General features: G+C 40.9%; 19 protein-coding genes and 2 pseudogenes. 3 read left to right on the forward strand and 18 right to left on the reverse strand.

What is annotated here, in order from left to right; genetic code table 11:
• Positions 1–170 precede the first annotated feature (170 nt).
• Together M1F55_RS06570 and M1F55_RS06575 are read left to right on the forward strand one after the other, a co-directional pair.
• A pseudogene (locus M1F55_RS06570) lies at positions 171–770 on the forward strand (transposase); the annotation flags it as partial.
• Positions 771–818: 48 nt separating this feature from the next.
• A pseudogene (locus tag M1F55_RS06575) lies at positions 819–2,345 on the forward strand (IS1182 family transposase).
• 215 nt (positions 2,346–2,560) lie between these two features.
• On the opposite strand, the gene M1F55_RS06580 reads toward M1F55_RS06575, so the two are convergent.
• The 8 genes from M1F55_RS06580 to M1F55_RS06615 form a co-directional block, all read right to left on the reverse strand.
• Positions 2,561–3,757 carry a CAP domain-containing protein gene (locus M1F55_RS06580; RefSeq protein WP_247947525.1) on the reverse strand — a complete coding sequence of 399 codons (1,197 nt, stop codon included), beginning with the start codon at positions 3,755–3,757 and terminating at the stop codon, positions 2,561–2,563.
• Between the two features lie 137 nt (positions 3,758–3,894).
• Positions 3,895–4,932 (reverse strand): aldose epimerase family protein, encoded by a 1,038-nt coding sequence (locus M1F55_RS06585; protein WP_247947526.1) that lies wholly within the window; start codon positions 4,930–4,932, stop codon positions 3,895–3,897.
• A 314-nt stretch (positions 4,933–5,246) separates the two neighbouring features.
• Positions 5,247–6,413, reverse strand: a complete 1,167-nt coding sequence (locus M1F55_RS06590) for an SIS domain-containing protein (protein WP_247947527.1) — start codon at positions 6,411–6,413, stop codon at positions 5,247–5,249.
• 86 nt (positions 6,414–6,499) lie between these two features.
• Positions 6,500–6,904: a PTS sugar transporter subunit IIA gene (locus tag M1F55_RS06595; RefSeq protein ID WP_247947528.1), complete on the reverse strand. Its 405-nt coding sequence runs from the start codon at positions 6,902–6,904 to the stop codon at positions 6,500–6,502.
• 3 nt (positions 6,905–6,907) lie between these two features.
• Complete coding sequence (locus M1F55_RS06600) at positions 6,908–7,729, reverse strand: PTS system mannose/fructose/sorbose family transporter subunit IID (RefSeq protein WP_084889631.1); 822 nt, start codon at positions 7,727–7,729, stop codon at positions 6,908–6,910.
• Positions 7,716–8,621 carry a PTS mannose/fructose/sorbose/N-acetylgalactosamine transporter subunit IIC gene (locus M1F55_RS06605; RefSeq protein ID WP_061864845.1) on the reverse strand — a complete coding sequence of 302 codons (906 nt, stop codon included), beginning with the start codon at positions 8,619–8,621 and terminating at the stop codon, positions 7,716–7,718. The genes M1F55_RS06600 and M1F55_RS06605 overlap by 14 nt, the downstream gene beginning before the upstream one ends.
• A gap of 26 nt (positions 8,622–8,647) precedes the next feature.
• Complete coding sequence (locus M1F55_RS06610; RefSeq protein WP_000156974.1) at positions 8,648–9,124, reverse strand: PTS sugar transporter subunit IIB; 477 nt, start codon at positions 9,122–9,124, stop codon at positions 8,648–8,650.
• Positions 9,121–10,908 carry a glycoside hydrolase family 35 protein gene (locus M1F55_RS06615; protein WP_247947529.1) on the reverse strand — a complete coding sequence of 596 codons (1,788 nt, stop codon included), beginning with the start codon at positions 10,906–10,908 and terminating at the stop codon, positions 9,121–9,123. The genes M1F55_RS06610 and M1F55_RS06615 overlap by 4 nt, the downstream gene beginning before the upstream one ends.
• Before the next feature lie 318 nt (positions 10,909–11,226).
• Between M1F55_RS06615 and M1F55_RS06620 the strand changes: the two genes are divergently transcribed.
• A complete protein-coding gene (locus M1F55_RS06620; protein WP_001007193.1) occupies positions 11,227–11,943 on the forward strand; it encodes a GntR family transcriptional regulator in 717 nt (238 codons plus the stop codon).
• A 210-nt stretch (positions 11,944–12,153) separates the two neighbouring features.
• Here M1F55_RS06620 and purB read toward each other — a convergent pair whose 3' ends face one another.
• The 10 genes from purB to M1F55_RS06670 all read right to left on the reverse strand — a co-directional run bounded on the left by purB (position 12,154) and on the right by M1F55_RS06670 (position 21,105).
• The gene (gene purB, locus M1F55_RS06625; RefSeq protein WP_000567247.1) at positions 12,154–13,449 is read right to left on the reverse strand and encodes an adenylosuccinate lyase; all 1,296 of its coding nucleotides are present in this window, start codon (positions 13,447–13,449) and stop codon (positions 12,154–12,156) included.
• A 30-nt stretch (positions 13,450–13,479) separates the two neighbouring features.
• The gene (locus M1F55_RS06630; protein WP_060627279.1) at positions 13,480–14,547 is read right to left on the reverse strand and encodes a DUF262 domain-containing protein; all 1,068 of its coding nucleotides are present in this window, start codon (positions 14,545–14,547) and stop codon (positions 13,480–13,482) included.
• The gene (locus M1F55_RS06635) at positions 14,540–15,130 is read right to left on the reverse strand and encodes a hypothetical protein (RefSeq protein WP_155455661.1); all 591 of its coding nucleotides are present in this window, start codon (positions 15,128–15,130) and stop codon (positions 14,540–14,542) included. The genes M1F55_RS06630 and M1F55_RS06635 overlap by 8 nt, the downstream gene beginning before the upstream one ends.
• 109 nt (positions 15,131–15,239) lie before the next feature.
• The gene (locus M1F55_RS06640; RefSeq protein ID WP_060627281.1) at positions 15,240–15,467 is read right to left on the reverse strand and encodes a hypothetical protein; all 228 of its coding nucleotides are present in this window, start codon (positions 15,465–15,467) and stop codon (positions 15,240–15,242) included.
• A 9-nt stretch (positions 15,468–15,476) separates the two neighbouring features.
• On the reverse strand, positions 15,477–16,559 hold the full coding sequence (gene purK / locus M1F55_RS06645) for a 5-(carboxyamino)imidazole ribonucleotide synthase (RefSeq protein WP_060627282.1): 1,083 nt from the start codon (positions 16,557–16,559) through the stop codon (positions 15,477–15,479).
• Positions 16,546–17,037: a 5-(carboxyamino)imidazole ribonucleotide mutase gene (gene purE / locus M1F55_RS06650; protein WP_247947530.1), complete on the reverse strand. Its 492-nt coding sequence runs from the start codon at positions 17,035–17,037 to the stop codon at positions 16,546–16,548. The genes purK and purE overlap by 14 nt, the downstream gene beginning before the upstream one ends.
• 31 nt (positions 17,038–17,068) lie before the next feature.
• Positions 17,069–17,185 (reverse strand): phosphoribosylaminoimidazole carboxylase, encoded by a 117-nt coding sequence (locus tag M1F55_RS06655; RefSeq protein WP_079114924.1) that lies wholly within the window; start codon positions 17,183–17,185, stop codon positions 17,069–17,071.
• Between the two features lie 278 nt (positions 17,186–17,463).
• Entirely contained in the window at positions 17,464–18,729 is a 1,266-nt protein-coding gene (gene purD / locus M1F55_RS06660; protein ID WP_247947531.1) for a phosphoribosylamine--glycine ligase, read from the reverse strand.
• A gap of 122 nt (positions 18,730–18,851) precedes the next feature.
• On the reverse strand, positions 18,852–20,399 hold the full coding sequence (purH, locus tag M1F55_RS06665; protein ID WP_247947532.1) for a bifunctional phosphoribosylaminoimidazolecarboxamide formyltransferase/IMP cyclohydrolase: 1,548 nt from the start codon (positions 20,397–20,399) through the stop codon (positions 18,852–18,854).
• 1 nt (position 20,400) lies between these two features.
• A complete protein-coding gene (locus M1F55_RS06670; RefSeq protein WP_247947533.1) occupies positions 20,401–21,105 on the reverse strand; it encodes a hypothetical protein in 705 nt (234 codons plus the stop codon).

The following is a 21,105-nucleotide window of genomic DNA, read 5'->3' on the forward strand; positions in this document are numbered from 1 at the left end:
GAAATTTTGTCTATCAAAATCCTATAAATTTAATTATACCCCAATTATCAAGTCAAGTGCAAGAAAGTTGTTCTTCTGATTAAGTGAACATCTTGCAATCTATTTGACTTGGCTAAACAGCTTCGCTTTCTAATTTCTAGGCTCAGGCTAAAACAGTTCACTGGACTGTTTTACTCCAACATCTTAGCCATGCTATGAGTCGCGTTCGTGTCCAAATCATGAATCAGTTTCATCGAAAATCCCATGAATACAAGGCTATCAAGCGTTACTGGAAACTTATCCAACAGGATAGCCGTAAACTCAGTGATAAGAGATTTTATCGCCCTACTTTTCGTATGCACTTAACCAATAAAGAAATCCTAGACAAGCTTTTGAGCTATTCAGAAGACTTGAAAGACCACTATAATCTCTATCAGCTCTTGCTTTTTCACTTTCAGAATAAGGAACCAGAAAAATTTTTCAGACTCATTGAGGACAATCTAAAGCAGATTCATCCTCTTTTTCAGACTGTCTTTAAAACCTTTCTAAAGGACAAAGAGAAAATCGTCAATGCCCTTCAGTTACCCTATTCCAACGCCAAATTGGAAGCCACTAATAATCTCATCAAACTCATCAAGCGCAATGCCTTTGGTTTTCGAAACTTTGAAAACTTCAAAAAAAGGATTTTTATCGCGTTGAACATCAAAAAAGAAAGAGTCTGGGACAAAAATCCCTTAGCTTGCAACAAAAGCAACGGCAAATCCGTTGCTTTTGTTGCATGGCTGCGATAGTCTTGGTAAAATAAAATTGCCCAATAAACCATTTAGAAAGGCTATCCCATGCATATTCACTATAACACAAATCAAACAACTTTACCACTAGAAATCAGTTCTTTCTTGCCACAAGACCATCTCGTCTTTACTATTGAAAAAGTGGTGAATACCTTGGAGGATTATCACTTCCACGCCTTCTATCATGCCTTTGGTCGCCCGTCTTATCATCCTAAGATGCTTTTAGCTACTCTGCTATTTGCCTATTCACAAGGGATTTTCTCTGGACGAAAAATTTAAAAAATGCTGGTTGAAAATCTGGCTATGCAGTACATAACAGGACAGTTGGTTGTCAGCTACGGCACCATCAATCGGTTTCGTGTCGCTGAAGGGATGGAAGAACTCATTCGTAATCTTTTCATTGACATCAATCTTCGTTTAAAAATGGAAGAGTTAGTGACCTTAGATTGTCTGTTTATTGACGGGACTAAGATTGAAGCCAATGCCAACAAGTATAGTTTCGTGTGGAAGAAAGCGACAGAGAAATTCTCCGCCAAACTTCAAGAACAGATACAGGTCTATTTTCAAGAAGAAATCACTCCCCTTATCCATCAGGCTATTAAGCTGGATGAAGAAGAGCCCATCTCCTCAGAGCAGTTGATGGAATTCGCTCAAGTCCTTGAAGAAGAATTGGAAAAACTGAACCAAGATATTGAGGAGATACCTGTTAAAGGAAAGGATGAACGTAAAGCCCAGCGTCGTAAACTCAAGAAAGTCTTGCGTAAAGTCAAGGATGATTTTTCAGTAGGTGCTGAAAAATATGAGGGCTATCAGGAGACATTTGAAGGGTGTAACAGTTTTTCCAAAACAGATCCAGATGCTACTTTTATGCGAATGAAAGAAGACCATATGAAAAATGGCCAACTCAAGGCCGCTTATAATCTTCAAATCGCTACTGAAAACCAATTTGTTCTTCACTATGATGTCTTCTTAAATCCGACAGATACCAAGACTCTTCTACCCTTACTTGAAACTTATCCGCATGACGTAAAGACAGTTGTCGCAGATGCTGGATATGGAAGTGAGGAAAACCTCCTTCGTCTAAATGAAAAGGAGGTGAACCATCTGATTAAATATGCCATGTTTGATAAGGAACAGAAGAGAGGGTATAAACAGTCAGCTAGAAACTTAGCGAATTGGCATTATAATGACAAGGAGGATAGCTATACACATCCTGAAGAGTGGTACTATCGTTTTCACCATATCAAACATCAGAAAACACAGACGGACTTTCAACAGGAAATCAAGTTTTACTACGCTGATGAACCTGAATCAGCCCCTCAAAAGGGACTGTATATGAATGAACGCTATCAGCACTTAAAAACGAAAGAATGCCAGGCGCTTTTATCTCCTGAAGGTAGACAGATTTTCGCTCAACGCAAGATTGATGTGGAACCTGTCTTTGGGCAGATAAAGGCTTGTTTAGGTTACAAGAGATGTAATCTGAGAGGGAAACGTCAAGTGAGAATTGACATGGGATTGGTACTTATGGCCAATAACCTCCTAAAATACAATAAGAGAACGACTCAAAATTAAAAAGCTAGAGTTCCGTAATTGGAAATCTCTAGCTTTTTTGTGGTCGAGAACTATTTTGTCTCAGACTCAGATCTTAGCTTTTCTCAACCCACTACAGTTGACAAAGAGCCATAAAAATGAAGAGAAGCACTATTTCTTCTCTCCATCTTTAAAATTATGGTAACAAATATAAGTTATCTAAAGTTGTGAAAGCAACTCCTTTAGTTTCTAGTTGCCTAGCTTACCCATTCACCATTTCCATTTACTTTATAACCGTCTGGTGTTGTTGTGCTAACTGCCAAAGCTCCTGAACCATATGCATAATACCAATACTTGCCTACTTTAAACCAACCTGTCTTCATGACACCTGATTGATCAAGATAATACCAAGTACCATTTTCCTTGTACCAGCCTGTTTTCATAGCTCCTGAGCCATCAAAATAGAACCATCTGCTACCATCTGTTCCCCAACCTGTAAACATCGCGCCCGAACTATCAAGGAAATACCATGCTCCATCAACTTTTACAAATCCTGTCTGCATGACACCTAGATCATCCAAGTAGTACCATTTACCACCTGTTTTTACCCAGCCTGTCTTCACATCACCAGATTCATAAAAATACCATTTTCCATTAGACTTCACCCAGCCAGATTGGTCTGAACTAGAAGTTCTAAATTCTTTCAACGCTTTTTCAACTACGACTGCTTTATTTTTAACTGTTGACAAATTAGATGAAGTCACTTCTGCATATTGAATAGCAGGACCGTAACTGCCTACCAATTCTTCTGAAGTGGCAGCATCACCAAAAGTCTGAGCAATCGTTACAGCATTATATGGGTTATTTGGATTTTTAAAGGCAGCCATCCCCATATGTGTAAATTTAGGGCTAATCAAAGTTTGATAATGACCAGACCCACCATTTGTTGAACCACCTGATTTTTTCTTCACGTAGTCTGCTTTTTCAGCACGCCATTGTTCAAGAGCTTTTAGGAAACCATCATGGTTCCAACCCAAGTTTTCTCCAAGTACACTATTCCCAGATGGGAAGGCACTCCAGATTTCTTTACCAGAAAGACGAGTATGATCCATAGTTACAGAAGCTTCTGCAGCTCTGACAAAAGCTGCCTTTTCTAGGTCAGTTGACCATTTGATAGGGACATACTTATCTACCAAACCTTCGTCAGCTGCCTCTTTACGGATAGCGTTGACGGCATCTAAGATAGCTTGTTGGTTTGGAGTCAAAAATTCTCCCTTTAATCCAACCAAAACATTGCCACTAGCAGGGTTAAGCACTTCTGAACTCAAGACATTTTCATTTCTACCATCAGCAGATTGTGTTGCCACCAATCTGTCATTGGCAAAAACATCATTTGTCAAAACTGCTCCAGCCAAAGTCAAAGCCAAGGCGCTAGCAAATACAATTTTCTTCATTTTTTTCTCCTTTTATCCTATAGATAGGACAGGTATTTTCAATATTAAATTATATCATATTTTCCTATTCTTTGCCTGTTTCTACTAGTGTTATAAGACAAATACTATTCACCCCAAAAGTAGAAATTCCTATCCTCTTATTTCACAACAAGCTCATAACGTGTCTTACTGGTAAAGGTTTGCCCTGCTTTGAGAATGACTTGGTCTTTGAGGTCACTGTGAATAGCATCTGGTAAAGCTTGCGCCTCAAGGGCAATCCCATTGTGCTGTACCATTGGCTGACCTCCTATGACGACACTCTCATCCACAAAGTTTGCTGTGTAAACCACAAAACATGGAGCCTCTGTCTTGAAAAGCAGGAAGCGACCTGAGTTTTGGTCATAAAGGAAACCAGCATTGTCATGACTTGCAGGAAGGGCAAAGGGGTGGTCTAAACCAGACACCAGCTGAATTTGCTCATCTTCTTCTGCAAAGATATCCTTGAGCAAAGCACCATTGTAGATGTGTTTGACCACATCACGAGTAGCGTCTGGAGTTTTGGATGGAACACCGTCAGGAGCGATTGGATAAATGCCCTCAGTATTTAGTTGAAAGACATGGCGGTCAATCGTCTGCGTGAAATCACCAGACAAGTTGAAATAGCTGTGATTGGTTGGGTTGACCAGCGTGTCCTGATCTGTAGTTACCTTATAGCTGATTTCGTAAGCACCAGTTTCTTCCAAGTGATAGCTGATCCAGATCTTGAGATTGCCAGGGAACCCTCCTGTCCTATCTGTACGCTCTGTGTAGAGGGTCAAGCCATGGTCGCTCACTTCAACTGGTTCAAACAAACTCGAATCCCAACCAGTTGAACCACTGTGGTTACAGTTGCTAGCATTGTTGACTTCAAGATCATAGGTCTGGTCATTGAGCTCAAAAGTCGCACCTGCAATACGGCCTGCCACAGGACCTACGCTAGCTCCATGCTTGGGACTATTGCCTACATAGCTATCAAAGTCATCAAATCCCAAGATAACATTGGCAAAATTTCCAGCCTTGTCAGGTGTGACATAGCGCAAGATGGTCGCACCATAAGTCATGACCTCAAGCTGGTAGCCACCGTCCGTCTCAAAACGATAGGCCAAGACATCCTTTCCCTCAACATTTCCAAATACACGCTCTGTGTATGCTTTCATTCTGTTCTCCTTTTACTATTTCTCTCAAGCAAACAAACCATAGAAAGCCTACTGACAATCTATGGTTTATCTGATAATTTACAAATCCTCTTGTCAAGAATTCATAAATATTGCCTTATACTCAATGAAAATCAAAGAGCAAACTAGGAAGCTAGCCGCAGGCTGCTCAAAGCACTGCTTTGAGGTTGCAGATAGAACTGACGAAGTCAGCTCAAAACACTGTTTTGAGGTTGCCGGATAAGACTGACGAAGTCAGTAACATATACCTACGGCAAGGCTACACTAGTATGGTTTAAAGAGATTTTCGAAGAGTCTTACTTTTGATATTCGTGAATAATAACACCTTGCACCACACGGTTTACTGTACCTGTAGGAGACGGTGTATCAGGTTTATTTTCTACCTTGAGTGAAGTCAATAGGGCAAAGAGTTGGGCATAAACGATGTAAGGGAAGACACGGTAAATATCATTCAAGACACCGCCACAACCAAGGGCCACTTCTTTGACATTTTCAAGACCAAAGGCTTGATCACTCAAAAGCACAACACGACGAGCAATCTGGTCACCAGCAACTTCACGAACCAAGTCCAAGTCGTACTTGCGAGTGTAGTTTGTCGTTGTACCAAAGACCAAAACAACCGTATCTTCGTTGATAAGAGATTTTGGACCGTGACGGAAGCCGACTGGACTTTCATACATGGTCGCCACTTGGCCAGCTGTCAATTCCAAAATCTTGAGCTGAGCTTCATGAGCAAGCCCAAAGAAAGGACCAGCGCCTAGATAGATGACACGGTTAAAGTCTAGGTCAACCAACTCTTTGACATCTTCTGCATTGTCTAGAATTTTACGGGCAAGACTAGATACAACTTCAAAACGTTCAGCTTTAACAGCAAATTCTGTAGGATCAAAGACCAAGAGAGCTGTCAACATCATAGACGTAAAGCTAGAAGTCATGGCAAATCCAGCATCATTAGAGGCAGCTGGTTGCAAGAGCAAGAGATTGCGGTCATCTCCATGAGCTTGAAGAGCCAATTTACCATCTGCTGCACAAGTAATCGTCACTTGGTAAAGCTCATCTACCAAGGCCTTGGCCAAATCAACAGTCGCCACACTTTCAGGCGAGTTCCCACTACGAGCAAAGGATACAAGGACAGTTGCCACATCTTTTTTCAAATAAGTTTCTGGATTGGCAACGATATCTGTTGTCGCAATAGCATTGAAATTCCATTTGCGTTCGTCATAGACTTCCTTAAAGTAAGGTACCAAGGTATCTCCCACATAAGCAGAAGTCCCAGCACCTGTCAAGATAACCTTGATATAGTCATGTTTATCAGCAATCCCTTGTAGGAAGGCTGCAATTTCTTCACGTTTTGCTTGATAAGATTCAAAAGCTTCTTTCCATACATCAGGCTGTTGGTAGATTTCACGTGTAGTGATTTCTGCACCCAATTCGAGCAAGTCTTCTTTTGTATAATGTAGCATTGATTCCCTCTTTTTCTATTAAATATGGGAATGGGAGTAAGCCCCATTCCCATGAATATTCTATATAAGATGCTCTAAATCACATCTTATTCATCTTCATCATCATCGAAGCCAGCTAACAGGTCATTAACTTTCACAATGCTTTCTGCAGCACGGATCTTATAGTTCGCATCTGCACCTGTAAGGCTCGCATTGATGAATTCAATCACCATTGGAAGATTCATCCCTGCGTAAAGTTCGATGTCACGACCTTCCATAATCAAACGGCTTACCACGTTACAAGGTGTTCCACCGAGAAGATCCGCAAAGACTAGGAAATCATCCAACCCTTCGATAGCAGCTTCAAATTTTGCAGTAAATTCTTCTGGGCCATCTTCTGGAAGAAGAGCCACTGCATGAATATTGTCTTGTTGACCCATAATCATTTCAGTGCTACCTTTAAGTTCTTCACAGAAACGACCATGACTCACCAAAATTAATGATTTCGTCATAAATTATGCGCCCATTCCAAGTACAAATTTACCAAAGGCAGAAAGAGCCAAAGCAAGTACGATAATGATACCGATAGCTTTAGTAGAGTTCATACCTTTCTTACCAAGCAACCAGAAGATAAAGGCAGTAAAGATTGCTGGAAGCAAACGTGGGAAGATTTGGTTCAAGATGTCTTGGAAGTCAATCATTTTCTCACCGATTGCCCATTTGTAAGAAATTTCAAAGTTGATCATTGTTGCTACAAGAGCACCCATCATGAAGACACCAAGTACAGATGCAGCGTCAATCAAAGCTGTCAAGGTACTTTGCATGTTGTTGATAAGGTTAACCCCTTCTTTATATGCAAATTCCAACTGTTTCCAACGGAAGATGTCATAAGCAACCGCAACTGCAATCCAAAGGAAGATTCCCCAAGGTTGTCCAGCGATAGCCATAGTTGCTGCGATAGATCCCATGATAGCAGGTACAAGCGAACCAAAGATTGTATCTCCAAGAGGAGCAAAGGGTCCCATCAAACCTGTCTTGATACCGTTAACGGCATCTTTTGAACCTACACCATCTTTTTCTTCCATGGCAAGGTCAAAACCAGCGATAATGGTATGGAAGAATGGAGAAGTATTGAAGAATTGAGTATGAACTTTCATCATTTCCTTCAATTCAGGAGTTCCATCCCCATACATTTTACGCAATTGAGGCAAAATCATGTAAAGGTAACCAGAAGCTTGCATACGTTCGTAGTTCCAACCCAATTGGAAAGTAAACAAGCTACGTTTGTTGATTTGATTAAAATCTTCTTTTGTAAGTTTGTAATTAGAATTCGTCATCTTCGATTTCCCCACTTTCTGATGGTGTAGAAGGTTCTGCTACAGCTACTTTTTGGCTATTTTTGAAGTGAAGCACTGCAAGGAAGATACCTACGATAGAGATACCAATCATAGACAAACCTTTGAAGTTGTTCACGAAACCAATTTTTTCAGCAACATCTTTAGGTAGAGTACCGATAATACCTGCAACAGCGCCACCAAGACCTGTTACATATGAGTAAAGAACTGTCAACATAGCTGTCAAACCAAATCCCATAGCAAGGTAGTGAAGGTTACGTTTAACTGGAAGGTAACGAAGCAAGATTGCAAATCCAAGACCTGGAAGCATACGTCCTGCAAGTGTCAAGCCATCTGCAACCCATTTGTAGGCTTCAACGAAGTCTACCACTGATTGTACGAAGGCACCACCAAAAGCAAGGGCAAAGAAGACTGGAAGGGCACGAGATAGAGCCCAAGGAATCGCACCAAGCAAGTAGTTGCGTTCAATACCTTTATAGTCAAAGCGTTCGATTGCAGCATCCACACGGTGAGCGAAGAAAGTAGTTGTCATACGTCCAAGAACGTCGAAGTAAGTCAAGAGAGCTGCTACTGGCACAGCGATTGTTGTAATCGCCAGTGATGCATCAATTCCTTGTGAAACAGAGAAGGCTGTCGCAAGAACCGCACCAGAAGTTGCGTCGATACGAGAAGCACCACCGAAGGTACCAACCCCAAGAACGAACAGTTGCAAGTTACCACCGATAAGCAGACCAGTAGTCACATCTCCCATAATTAAACCAGTAATGAAACCAGCAAATACAGGGGAACCTGCAGATGAAACGATCGTCAACTCATCACAGATTTGATAAGCTGAGTACAAAGTGAGAAGTAAAATTTGCCACCATTGTATCATAACAATGACCTCCTAAAAATTTTTTCCTATTTTAATAAGCTCAAAAAGTCTGAAACTGGATCATTTGGAACCATTTGAGCAGTAAGTTTAACACCTTTTTCTGCCAATTTGTGGAAGTCTTCCACATCCTTGTCCACTACATTGATAGAACGTGTAATAGAACGAGTTTCTGGTGTTTGAGACATATTCCCAACATTAAGGGTTTCAAGTGGTACACCTGCTTCGACCAAACCAAGGAAGCGGTCTGGTTTACGAGCCACGATAAAGAGACGTTGGCTATCATATTTACCAGCAAGAATATTGGCTGCCGCTTTTTCAATTGGCAAAATACTCAATTTCACACCTGGTGGTGTCGCAAGTTTCAAACCACTCTTTTCAACGTCGTTGTTGACAACTTCGTCATCTACAACCATAATACGTGAAACATTTAGTTTTCCAGCCCATAGATTGGCTACTTGTCCGTGGATCAAACGTCCATCGATACGGCATCCTACAATTGTCATAAGTTTTCCCCCTTTATGTGTTTTAGTGTAGGTTTACGAGTTAAATAAATCTCTTCTTTATATTCACCTTCTGTTTCAAAGATAATGATGCGGTTGGCACCTTCCTTGAGGTAGCTATGAGGGATATAAAGCGAGAGGGTTGGGCCAACGTTCCAAAAACGTCCTAGGTTCTGCCCATTGACAAAGGCAACTCCCTTACCAAACTCAGACAAGTCTAGGTAAGTATCTTTTGGCGCTTCGACTGTAAAGTCATAAGCGTAAAAGGCTGGTTGTCCTTCTGTCCATCCTTTTGAAAAATCAATTTTCTCAGGATTGTCTAGTGGGAGTGGATAGTGTTTCCAGTTTAGTAAGAAGTGCAAATCCTTACAAACCCCTGTCCGAATTCCCTTACGTTGCGTATCCGCTAAGAACTTGTGTCCATAGTTGACACGCCCCATATTTTCTACCAAGATATCCAATCTAGACAGCGCTTTCTTTTTACCTTGATAAAAAATATCTTCCCCAATCTCTGTCTGATATTGGGTTTCGACCCATTGACCATCGACATAAAGCTGAGCTCTATCTCGACCGTCAATGATACGAAGTCTTTCTTCTTCTGCATCCCAACTTGTTTCTGTTCGATAGAGTAGGTAGCCATAACTTTGTCCCAACTCCTCCATCTTTTTAGGATAAAGGCTTTCTACAGGGCTAGACAAGCTATCCAAGGTTTCAAACAAGGAAACTTTTTCAACTAGTGGAATAGCATCCAACTCCATACTCTCTTTGTAGAGTGGTTCTAACTGCGGATACTCTGGAAAATGTGTTGCCATCATCTTCTTGACCGCCAGATATTTGGCAGTTGGATTTCCTTCTTCATCCAGAAGGGCATCGTAATCATAAGATGTAACTTGTGGCAGGTCCAAAGTCCCTCGAGCCGAGCAACCATTCATGAAACCAAAGTTTGTACCACCGTGGAACATGTAAAGATTGATAGAGCCTTGCTCCAAAACCTCTCGAACTGCATCTGCCAATTCTTTCGGATCACGTGTGATAATCGGTTCTTTCCAACGATTGAACCAACCATCCCAGAACTCCATACACATGAGCGGCCATTTCTTGCCATGCTCATCAAAGAATTCCTGCATCTGTGAAAAGTTATAAGGTGCCTTAGAACCAAAGTTTCCTGTTACAAAGAGGTCATCTTCGATTAAGGTTCCAGCTTTCAGAGTAGCTCGCCATGGACCATCTGATGTAAAGAGGGGACAGGTTACGCCACGCTCCTCCATCAACTGTCGAATTGCTCTCAGGTAAGCCTTATCTTCTCCATAAGAACCATATTCATTTTCAACCTGCATCATAAGGATATTGCCACCCTTGTCCAACAAATGTGGAACCAATCGTGACAAGAGCTGATCATAGTAGCGACCGACAGCTTCAATATAAGCAGGATCTGAGGAACGAAGCCTCATATTCTTGGTTAAAAGCCAAGCTGGTAAGCCACCGAATTCCCACTCCGCACAGATAAAGGGAGAGGGACGAACGATAGCGTAGAGACCCAAATCTTGCGCTGTCTGTAGAAATCGCTCCAAATCCAGAGCTCCTTCAAAGTAAAACTCACCCTCACGAGGCTCGTGTAAATTCCAAGCTACATAAGTCTCTACTGTATTAAAACCAAGAGCCTTCAAGTTATAGAGCGAATGATACCAATCTTCTGGAGGAACCCTAAAATAATGAATGGCGCCAGATAAAATCTTAAATGATTTTCCATCGAGATAAAAATCATCCCGTATCTCAAATCGTGTCATATTCTTACCTTCTGACAATAAAGTTTACGCTTTCATTTGTTGATATAGTAAATATATCTCAATATCTTACATTTGTCAATAGGTTTTCACAATTTTTTTCATTTTTCACTAAATTTTACACAAAAAACTTATAAAAATCTTGTAATCTATAGTCATAACAACATTTTAGCACCATGTATAAAAATGTAGGTTTTTCTATTTATTCCTATGTAAATTAACCTTATAGCCTATTATTCTAATTTTTTTATTCAAAAGGCTACTATTCTTTCCAGTTTTATGGTAAAATCTTTAACGGAGAAGGAAAATCGAGGTGAAAATATGGCAATTCCAAAGTATCAATATATTAAAGATGAGTTAAAGAACAAAATCATTTCTGGTCAATTTGCCAGTGGAGATAAATTCTACACTGAAGCTGAATTGATTGCAATGTATGATGTTAGTTCTATCACAGTTGTTCGCGCTTTAAACGACCTTGCCAAGGATGGCTATATTGTCCGTCAACAAGGAAAGGGTACATTCGTTTCACGCGCACGCAAACACAAACTCGTAGAGTTTTCAGATGTAGAAGTTTTTGAAACTAAAGATGATAAAGTTACCGTCCTTTCTATTGAGCGTGGAAATAAACTAAGCTACTTAGAAAAACTTGGACTACGCGGAGATCAGTTCTACTACAAGATTGAACGCGTTCGCGAAACAGGTGGTGTTGTGTACATCTACCATACATCTTACATCCCAGAACAATACATCAACGCAAATTATCCAAATCTTGAATATTATAGCTCTATCTATAACCGTTTCAAATTGGATTACCACATTCACATGAATGATGAACATTTTGAAGAAATCAATGAAATAGCATTTCCAACTCCAGAACATGCGGCTTCAATCCTCGGAGTCGATGAACAATTCCCAACCGTTTTACAAACCAAGACTACTAAACTAGAGTCTACTGGTCAAGTTCTCGCATACAGCGAAACATATAAACGCGCAGATTACTACAAAATCAAATTCATTTCATGTGACCGTGATCACTAAGAAGAAAGCCTAAGCCTTGCTTGGGCTTTTTCTATGCTTATTATATGACATTAAAAATGTATTTTCTATATGTAAATTAAGATAGACTAAATTTGTTTAAATTTTACTAAAATATAGGTAATTTTTATCAAAAATACTTGAAGACAAAATAAAAATCGAAGTTCTTCTACTCCTATAAATAGAGTAATAGAACTTCGATTTTTATTCTAATTATCCTAAACCAAGACGGTCAAAGATATCATCCACTCGTTTGGTGTAATAAAGAGGGTTGAAGATTTCATCGATTTCTTCTTGAGTGAGGCGAGAAGTTACCTCTGGATCTGCTTCAAGAAGTGGTTTAAAGTCTACTTGATTGTCCCAAGAGTAGGCTGTTTTTGGTTGTACCAAGTCATAGGCTTGCTCACGGGTCATTCCTTTTTCAATCAAGGTCAACATAGCACGTTGACTGAAAATCAAACCAAAAGTCGAGTTCATGTTGCGGATCATGTTTTCTGGGAAGACTGTCAAATTCTTGACAATATTTCCAAAACGGTTGAGCATGTAGTCAATCAAAATAGTCGTATCTGGTGTAATGATGCGCTCAGCTGATGAGTGAGAGATATCACGTTCGTGCCAGAGAGCTACGTTCTCATAGGCAGTAATCATGTGACCACGGATAACACGCGCTAGACCTGTCATGTTCTCAGAACCGATAGGGTTGCGTTTGTGAGGCATTGCAGATGAACCCTTTTGTCCTTTAGCAAAGAATTCTTCCACTTCGCGTTGTTCTGATTTTTGCAAACCACGAATCTCAGTCGCCATACGTTCGATAGAAGTCGCAATGCTAGCAAGAACTGCAAAGTACTCAGCGTGAAGGTCACGAGGAAGCACCTGTGTAGAGATTTCTTGGGCACGAATACCCAGTTTATCGCAGACATATTGCTCAACGAATGGTGGGATGTTGGCAAAGTTCCCAACCGCACCAGAAATCTTACCAGCTTCCACACCAGCAGCCGCATGCTCGAAACGCTCGATATTGCGCTTCATTTCGCTGTACCAAGTTGCCAATTTCAGACCAAAGGTTGTAGGCTCAGCGTGCACACCGTGGGTACGCCCCATCATGATGGTAAACTTGTGCTCCTTAGCCTTATCAGCGATGATGTTGGTGAAGTTTTCAAGGTCACGACGGATGATGTCGTTGGCCTGCTTGTAAAGATAACCGTAGGCCGTATCCACCACGTCGGTAGAAGTCAAACCATAGTGGACCCACTTACGCTCTTCACCAAGCGTCTCAGAAACTGCACGCGTGAAAGCCACCACATCGTGACGCGTCTCCTGCTCAATCTCCAAAATACGGTCGATGTCAAAGTCCGCCTTCTCGCGAATCAAAGCCACATCTTCCTTAGGGATTTCCCCCAGCTCAGCCCATGCCTCGTCAGCCAAGATTTCCACCTCAAGCCAAGCACGGTATTTATTTTCTTCACTCCAAATGTTCGCCATTTCGGGGCGAGAGTAACGGTCGATCATGTTGTTTCTCCTTAATTTAGAAGATTAATTCTAAATATCTAAATTCTGTTTCAAATACTCAGTTAATGCTTCTTGTCTATTTTTTCTACTTCTGATATCAGTTGATGCTCGAACACCAGTAGCATATTTTTTGTACAAATATAAATTAGCATCCTCTGAAAGTCCCTCATCTTCTGTAACTTCTAAGTCCTCAAAACTTAATATTTTAGTTACAGCGTTAGCAAATTTTTCTAATTGTTCTCTTATTTTCTCTCTATTATCTGACGAAAATGGTATAGAATCCCTTAACTCATAAAATGTTAGAAATAAAGTATAGAAATCCGTAACATTTTTCCACCTCAAGCCACTTAAAGAAGGAAAAATTGAAGTTATCTCTTTTGATATTAAGTCAAAGTTCTCTTCTAATATTTCGCTCTGGTCAAAACTTCTTTCATAAGCTTCATAATACCTATCCAGATTATCTTTTTTATTTTGATAGCCATTTAACATAGCAATCGCTAACTCGCTAATATATTCAGCATCTAGCATTCTTCGAACTTTAGTTGAGGTAAATATTCCCATTTTCCCCCAATAAGATTTATCAGCAATTTTATTGATTGTTGTAATGAAATCACCTGTATACAATGCTTGTCTTAACTCCTGTGCATTTAAGGTAACATTATTCTTATTAATTCTAGTAAAAATGCTTCTGAGGTCTGATTCTGACATTTCTGGAAGCTCTCGCACAATAAATTTATATCCATAAAACTTTTTCTTATCATCCTCAGATAAATCTGAGAAATATAGACCAGCCCATTTTGGAACAGTCTCTGATTCATCAATTGGAAACTCACCATCAATAAATTTTAGAAAGGAAGTTATTCTCTGCTGACCATCAACCACAATATATTCCGAAAATCCTTCTGCGTTAGTCACTTCTTGTATATACAACTCTGGAATTGGATATCCATTTAAAATAGAATCAATCAAGAAACTTCTCTGTTTATCTGTCCATACTACATTTCTTTGAAATTTTGGCCTAACTATCAGAGTATTATCGATTCTTCTCTGATTGAACCACCCTATATTTTGACTTGTGAAATTTAAATATTCAACCATTATTACTCTCCAACATTTTTTCTTTAGCTGTTTTTATACTATTTATCTGATAATCTCGAAACGCCTTGTGATCCATATAGATTCTGTAATGCCATTCTCTGTTACCAATATCTTCATCGCCGTCATCATACTTTAATTTTATTTCTGTTAAAGCATTATTCCACTGAATACCAAATGAAATTTTTTCCCAAATTTGATCCATCGCAATTGTTCCATAGAAAATAAGTCGATTTTTATGATCATTAATTTTCGTCCTGCTCCTTGTATCTAAGTTTGTCAAATCTAAATTTCTAATTTCATGCCATGCAATACCAAAGTAATGAGGAGAGATAATCCCAATATCGATATCTGAAGTTGCATCAAATTTTTTAAAATTTTTTTGAGGATTTAAACTCACTCCCAGACAAGCCGATCCTGTTATTATTATATCTCTTGGATCAATTTTTAAAGCCTTAGCAATTCTATGCTTCCACTCAATAAATTCCATAAATGAATCGTTAAATATAAACGGAACTGCGTCCATAATATACCTAGAGACAAAAATATCACTTTCTACACTCATTAATTCATTCCGTACTTCCACGATATATTACCTTCTCCAACTATCAAATCTGTTAATATTCTCATTCCTATATTTCAATACACTATCAATTATAAATCGAAACTGAAAACCACCATGCTTTTCATACATGCTATTCAAAATCCTCTTTTCCAATAAACACAGATGGGTAATGATCTAGTGTATTCAAATCCGTATCCATCGGTAGATCATAGATAGCTAAATAGTTTTCAGGGTATTGTGTAGCTAGTTCTTCATATTTAGCTTGTACGTTATACTGGTCAGCACTAGCAAACAAGACTTCGACAACTGCCCCAGTCTTATCCTTTTCAATAAATGCATTAACAATAATTTGTATCATAGACTTGTCCTAAAAATCAATCCCTTTCCCAAACTCATCTGGCACATTACTAAACAAAGTCACATGTCCCATCTTGCGGTTGTGCTTCGCTTCTATTTTACCATACATGTGGAGGTGGGCGCTTGGATTTTCTGTGACATATTTTTCAGCAGCTTCGACATGCTGGCCGAGGACATTGAGCATGACTGCTGGTGCATGTAGTTTGATGGCTGGCAATGGTGCCCCCAGAACACCTAGAATATGGGTATCAAATTGGGAGAAGTCGCAGGCTTCAATCGAGTAGTGGCCCGAGTTGTGTGGACGTGGAGCAATCTCGTTGACAATGATGTCGTCAGCTGTCGCAAACATTTCCACGCAAAGGGTTCCAGACAGGTTGAGCTGTTCAGCGATTCGCACTGCCATAGCTTTAGCCTTGTCAGCTAGACTCTCAGAAATGCGGGCTGGCACAATGGTCTTAGACAGAATGTTGTTTCGGTGGATATTTTCCTGAACTGGGAAAACTGTCACGTCCTTGCCATTTCCTGACACGATGACGGAAATTTCGAGGTCAAAGTTGACAAATTCTTCCAAGACACAGTCTGCTGAATCCGCTAGCGCATAAGCTTCTTCCAAGTCCTCTGCCGAGCGAATGACCTTTTGCCCATGCCCATCGTAGCCACCAGTCGCCGTCTTGAGGACATAGTTTTTGGACAGATCAATCTCCGCCAAGTCTTGGCTAGAATTCACAACCTTGTATGGTGCTACAGTGACTTGAGCCTTATTTGAGAGAAAGTCCTTTTCAAAAATCCGATTTTGGGAGATGCGAAGGAGGTCGGTTCCTTGAGGAAGTTGACCATCCTTGATGACAGCATCCAAACCGTCAGCATCGACATTTTCAAACTCATAGGTGAGGACATCGCAACGCTCAGCCAACTGACGCAGAGCAGCCACGTCATTATAAGGCGCCACAATGATTTCCGCCACGCGAGAGGCTGGGCAATCAGCCGCAGGATCCAGCGCGATAACCTTGTGGCCCATGTAGATAGCAGAAATGGCCATCATTTGACCCAGCTGGCCGCCACCGATAATTCCGATTGTTTTAGATGAGCTCATTTGACGACTCCTCTGCGATTTTTCCTTGTTCTTCTACGAAATCTGCCAATGCTGTCGCGATAGACTGATCCTCTACTGAGAGGAGACGGAGAGCGAAGAGGGCAGCGTTGGTTGCACCTGCTTCACCGATAGCCATAGTTGCGACTGGTACTCCACCTGGCATCTGAACGATGGAATAGAGTGAATCCACGCCACTAAGGGCACGAGATTTGACTGGCACTCCGATGACTGGAAGAGTTGTTTTGGCAGCTACCATTCCTGGCAAATGGGCTGCGCCACCAGCACCCGCTATGATGACCTTGATACCGCGGCCACGAGCTTCTTCTGCATGCTTGAACATAATGTCTGGCGTGCGGTGAGCAGAGACAACCTTCTTTTCATAGGCTACACCAAAGCGGTCTAGGACTTCTGCTGTTTTTTGCATAGTTGCCCAGTCGGATTTGGAACCCATGATTATAGAAATAATTGGTTTAGTCATAATTTTCCTTTTCTTTCCTTTCTTTTTTCAATCACCTTAAGTTGTGAGGGACGGCAGCAGCCACCAAAGGTGTCTCATGCCTAAATCGGAAGCCCAATGTCTTCCAATTTCCCTGAACGATTGGATTGTCATCCAATCGTTCTTTCACAGCGGAGGTGATTGTTTTATATTAGTTCTATATTAGCTCTCTAACGCTCGCAAGTTATGCGACCATTAACGTATTTTGTGAATTTTTCCTTTTTTTCTTTTTAATAATCGTCTAGTGTAGTGCGGACGTAAGCGACCGCCTATGGCGTTCCATTACTAAAACTAGAGCCTAGGTCTCCAGTTTTCCGCTCCTAGTAGCTTTGCTACTAGGAGTTCCACTACCGCGACGATTATTCTATAGTGGCTCGCTTTCGCTCGCCACGACAAAGTTAGTATCTGTTAATCTTTTATGGCCTTGCTTCCGATATCTGTTCGGTAAAAGAGGCCTTCTGTTTGTTGTTGAGCGAGTTCTTGGTAGATGGTGTCTTGAGCTTCTTTGACGGTTTCTGCTGTGGTAACGAGCATATAGACTCGTCCGCCATTTGATAGCAGAGCTCTGCTATTTTCCGCAAACTTAGCACCTGCATAATAGGTGATGATGTCGCCTTCTGTCTTGGCTGGCAACTTGACACCTTTTTCATAGTCTAGCGGATAACCGTTGGATGCAACAACTACACCCAGAGTCACACCCTTGTCCGTCCAGGTGATGTTTGGCTCCTTGCCATCGAGGATATCCGTAATATTTTGTGCAAAGTCAGATGTTAAACGAGGCAAGATGATTTGCGTTTCAGGATCTCCAAAACGAGCGTTAAACTCGATGACCTTAGGTCCATCAGCTGTCAAGATAAGCCCTGCGTAAAGGACACCCAGATAAGGGCGACTTTCTTTAATCATCCCTTCGAGGACTGGCTTGACAATCGTGTCGACCGCTATATCAACTACACTATGTGGTAAGTGTGGAACTGGCGCATAGGCACCCATACCACCCGTGTTAGGCCCTTTGTCGCCATCGTAGGCACGTTTGTGGTCCTGAGCTGTTGGCATAATGTAGAACTGGTCCCCATTGACAAAGGCAAAGAGAGAGAACTCCTCCCCATCAAGGAATTCCTCAATAACTACACGCACACCTGAGTCACCAAATTTATTGTCCAAAAGCATCTCGTGAGCTGCTTCGACTGCTTGCTCAACCGTCTCCGCAACGACGACACCCTTACCAAGCGCTAAACCATCTGCCTTGACTACGATTGGAGCGCCTTTTTCTTCGATGTAGGCCTTGGCTTCCTCGAAATCTGAAAATGTGCCATAACCTGCTGTCGGAACGCCGTATTTGACCATGATTTCCTTAGCAAAATCCTTGGACCACTCCAGCTCCGCTGCAGCCTTAGTCGGACCAAAAGCTTTGAGTCCTGCCGCATTGAAATCATCCACAATCCCAGCTGCAAGGGTATCATCTGGACCGATAAAGGTCCAAGCAATATCGTTGGTTTTTGCAAACTCAATCAATTTAGAATGTTCGGAAATGGAGATATTTACCAACTCCAAACCATCCAGAGTCATCCCATCATTCCCAGGAGCAACAAAAACCTTTTCTACCTCTTTTGACTCAAGCAACTTCTTAGCAATCGCATGTTCACGACCACCCGAACCGACAACTAACAGCTTCATCTTACAACCTCTTTTGCGAATTATTTACTAACATTATACCATAAACGTTCGTTTTAATCTTGTTTCACTCCGCATTTTTACGCAAAAAAAGGAAAGAAACTGTTTTCTTCCCTTTTATTTTCTTAATGTCTAAAATGTCTCACGCCTGTGAAGACCATGGTCAAGCCATATTTATCCGCAGCTTCGATAGATTCTTGGTCACGGACGGACCCACCTGGTTGGATGATGGCCTTGATACCTGCTTTGGCGATCTCTTCCACGTTATCCGCAAATGGGAAGAAGGCATCCGAAGCAAGCACAGCGCCATCCAGACGGTCTTTGGCTTGGTCAATAGCGATACGAACAGAGGCCACACGGTTAGTTTGACCTGGACCAACACCCAGTGTCATGTGGTCGTTGGTTACGATGATACCGTTTGATTTTACATACTTGATAGCCTTCCAAGCGAACTCAAGAGCAGTCGCCTCTATCTCAGTTGGCTGACGTTTGGTCACCACTTGCCAGTCAGCTGGGCTTTCCTTGACCACGTCTTGGTTTTGCACCAGAAGTCCACCGACAACACCTGTGTATTCTGCTTCTACTTCGCTAGCCTCTTGAGTATCAAATGGCAAGGAAAGGATACGCAAGTTTTTCTTTTTATTGGTCAAAATGGCTAGCGCCTCATCCGTATAGCTTGGTGCGATGATGATTTCGAGGAAGACACCATGCATCTTCTCAGCTGTCGCAGCATCCACCTCACGGTTGAGAACAACGATACCACCAAAGATAGACACTGGGTCAGACTCATAAGCGTAGTCCCAAGCAGTCTCGATGTCATCAGCCTGACCGATTCCACATGGGTTCATGTGTTTGAGAGCCACAACGGTTGGACGGTCTTTAAAATCACGGATGATACGAATGGCCGCATCAGCGTCACGGATATTGTTGAAGGACAATTCCTTACCGTTAAGTTGTTTGGCTGAAGCTATTGAGTAGTCAGTAGGCAAAGCTTTTTGGTAGAAGTCTGCATCTTGTTGAGGGTTCTCACCGTAGCGCATGGCTTGCTTGAGGTCATAGGTCAAAGTGAGTTTTTCTGGTTTTGCTTCGCCCACTTGAGCTGTGAAGTATTCTGCAATCAAGGCATCATAAGCTGCTGTATGACGGAAAACCTTGGCTGCTAAACGTTGGCGAGTTTCGTAAGTCGTTTCACCATTGGCTGACAACTCGTCCAAAACCACTGCATAGTCAGCAGGGTCTACCACAACTGTTACGCTGGCATGGTTTTTAGCTGCTGAACGAAGCATAGATGGACCACCTATATCGATATTCTCCACCGCATCAGCATAAGTCACGTCTGGTTTGAGAATCGTTTCTTTGAATGGGTAAAGGTTGATCACCACAAGGTCAATGAGCTCAATCTTGTTGTCCTTAGCCGCTTCCAAGTGACTATCCAAATCACGACGAGCGAGGAGTCCACCGTGGATATTTGGATGAAGGGTCTTGACACGGCCATCCATCATCTCTGGAAAACCAGTCACATCATCGATGGCAATGGTCTTCACCCCAGCATTATCAAGGGCAACCTTGGTCCCACCTGTCGAGATAATCTCCCAACCAAGTTTTTTAAGTTCTTGGGCAAATTCAACAATGCCCGCTTTGTCTGAGACGCTGATTAAGGCGCGTTTAGTCATGTTAGTTATCTTCCTTTTCTAATATCATATACTTCACTTCGTATAAAATATCTGTTAAATACACTTCTTTTGAAGCCTTTCCAAATACAGGATACTTAATAATATTTCTAATAAAAGTATCAGCGGCTGTAATCAATAAAACAATAAAAAATACCAATAGAATTAATCCGATAAATACGTTAAATGATATGCTATTTTCGCCTGTATCAAAAAATTGTTTTACAACTAAAGTAATAAAAGACGTCACCAAAATCATACCAACTGTACCTACAGACTTTACTAAACTTTCATACTTCTTAATTTTATTATCCTGTTTATCTGTCAAATCAGCGATTAGTAATCTCACAGCATACCTAGCTCTTCCACCATATATATGAATTAAGTTACGTTTTACTTCTTGACATATCTCTTCAAATTTATCAGGTTTGCCGTCTGAAATTTTATCAATTTTTCGACTGAGATAAATTAAGTACACAAAAGAAAACATAGTAAAAATAAGAGAAGCTATCTTAACACACAAATCACCAAAATTCCACCAAATGAGTCCATAACTTACCAACATTAAAGTAATAAATATAATTAAGTTAATTAGAAATTTATTTCTAATTTTTATTACTTTAGGGTAAAATTGTTTTTCATACTCATTAAAAAAATCTTCAAATTCTTTAACTTTATCTAGTAAAGTCTTAACAGCTTTATTATTCAA

The organism is Streptococcus mitis (genome assembly GCF_023109235.1).
GTDB classification, from domain to species: Bacteria; Bacillota; Bacilli; order Lactobacillales; family Streptococcaceae; genus Streptococcus; species Streptococcus mitis_DA.